Annotated in this window: 1 protein-coding gene; it reads right to left on the bottom strand. The window is 69.1% G+C overall.

All coding sequences use genetic code 11. From position 1 onward, the window contains the following. A partial coding sequence (locus ACFVYN_RS41245; RefSeq protein WP_390008048.1) for a polyketide synthase dehydratase domain-containing protein occupies window positions 1–2,379 on the bottom strand: 2,379 nt, incomplete at both ends.

The raw sequence follows: 2,379 nt of genomic DNA, 5'->3' as shown, positions 1-2,379 counted from the left end.
CCAGCCCCCACGCCCGGGCCAACTGCACCGCAGCCATCCCCACACCACCCGCACCCGCATGAATCAGCACCCGCTGCCCCGCGACCGCACCCGCCAGATCCCGCAACCCATACAACGCAGTCAAAAACACCACCGGGATCGCGGCCGCCTCATCGAACGACCACCCCCGCGGCACCCCGGTCACCAGCCGGTGATCAACCACCCCCACCGGACCCCACCCGGGCACCAACCCCATCACCGCCTGACCCACCGCCAGGCCCTCAACCCCCGGACCCACCTCCAACACCACCCCGGCACCCTCACCACCCAAAACCCTGCCGTCAGCCACCAGCCCCAGACCCGTAATCACGTCACGGAAGTTCACTCCCGCAGCACGCAGCCCCACCCGCACCTGACCCGGCAACAGCACGGCACCGGACTCCGGGGCATCGACAACCCCGACACTGCCGAGATCGCCCGGAGAACCCACCTCCAACCGCCAACCCGACCCGGCAGGCAACACCACCTCCCGCTCACCCACCCGCACCAACCGCCGACCGAACGCAGCCGAGACCCCTGTGTCCGCAGCCGGACGGACCCAGACCTCCGGCTCGCCGGAGCCAAACAGTGCGGCCAACGCGGTTTCCACATCGGCATCACGGCCGAGGTCCAGCCCCGTCGCGGGATCGATGTCGACCAGCAGGAACCGGCCAGGATGCTCCGACTGCGCAGAGCGGACGAGGCCACACACCGCCGCGGCCGACAGATCCTCACCACTGGCCGCACCCCGAGTGACAACCACCAACTGCGCATCATCCGCCGCAGGATCAGCCAGCCACTCCTGCACCCACCCGAGCACCAACGCCGTCGCTTGCCCAGCAGCAGCCGACACCTCCCGCCCGGCCGGAACAGACGGCACCACCGCGACAACCACCGGCGGAAACTCCGCCCCCGCTACCTCCCCAAGCCTGCCCCACCCCGGCACAGCCGGACTTTCCGCGACAGGGAGCGGAGCCCAGTCGACCGTGAAGAGTGAGCGGCCCACCTCACGCTCACCGGGACGGGTGAAGTGGTCCGACGGAATCTTCCGCAACACCAGAGACTCGGCCTGCAAGACCGGCTGGCCCGCCCCATCGAACGCACTCACGGAGAGAGACCCGTCCGCCCCCGGCACCAGAACAGCTCTCAGATGACGAGCATCACCAGCAAGCAGCCGAACGCCCGACCACGTGAACGGCAGACCCACCCCGTCGCCAGACTCGCCATAACCCCCAACCAGCAAGCCGTGCAGGGCGGCGTCCAGCAACGCCGGATGCAACCCAAAACCACCCACCCCCGACCCAGCCCCAGCCTGGGTTTCAACGGCCTCGGGAAGTTCTGCTTCGGTATAGATCCGGTCTCCGATACGCCAGGCACGACGCAGCCCCTGGAACGCCGGCCCGTATCCGTAACCACGCTCGGCCAAGTGGTCATAGACGTCATCGAGCGAGATCAGCTCGGCACCGGCAGGCGGCCACTGCACCAACGGCGCCGGCGCCGACCCGACGGCGGCCGACAACGTTCCCGCCGCGTGCCGGACCCACTCTCCCTCCGCGTCCCGCGAGGAGACCGTCACCGAGCGGCGACCGTCAGCATCCTCGTCGCCGACGTGCACCTGAATCTGCACGCCGCCGCCCTGGCCGGGCAGCACCAGCGGTTCCTGAAGAGCAAGTTCCTCGAGGGTCCCACAGCCGACCAGGTCACCGGCGTGGATGGCCAAGTCCACGAACGCGGTGCCGGCGAGCAGGACGGTGCCGTGCACGGCGTGGTCGGCAAGCCACGGCGCCGCGGCCACCGACAACCGGCCCGTCAGGACGAGACCATCGCCGTCGGACAGCCACACCGCCGCACCCAGCAACGGATGCCCGGACGACTGCAGACCCACCGACGAGACGTCACCGCCGCGCCTGGCCAGCGTCCGCGGCCAGTAGTGCTTCCGCTGGAAGGGATACGTCGGCAAACTGACCTGCCGGATATGGTCACCACGGCTGTCTATCGTGGCCCAGTTGACTTCAAGACCGGCGACATACGCTGCCGCCAGGGACCGCAACCACTGCTCGCGGTCACCCTCACCGCGCCGCAGACTCGGCGTGACCACCAGATCATCGCCCGCCTGCGCAACCGCCATCCCCAACACCGGATGCGCGCTGACCTCGACGAAACTGCGGTGGCCCTCCCCCACCAGCCCGGCGACCACGTCACCAAAACGCACCGTCCGCCGCAGATTGCGGTACCAGTACCCGCCATCGAGCAAGGCCGTATCCACCACCCCGCCTTCGACGGTGGAGTAGAACGGCACCGTGCTACTCACCGGCGACAGCCCAGCCAAGTCCTCGGCGATACGGTCCTCGACCGCCTCGA

This window comes from Streptomyces sp. NPDC058307 (genome assembly GCF_042880295.1).
GTDB lineage: Bacteria > Actinomycetota > Actinomycetes > Streptomycetales > Streptomycetaceae > Streptomyces.
Note: the sequence above shows the minus strand (reverse complement) of the source record. Positions and strands in the feature narration are given on the sequence as shown.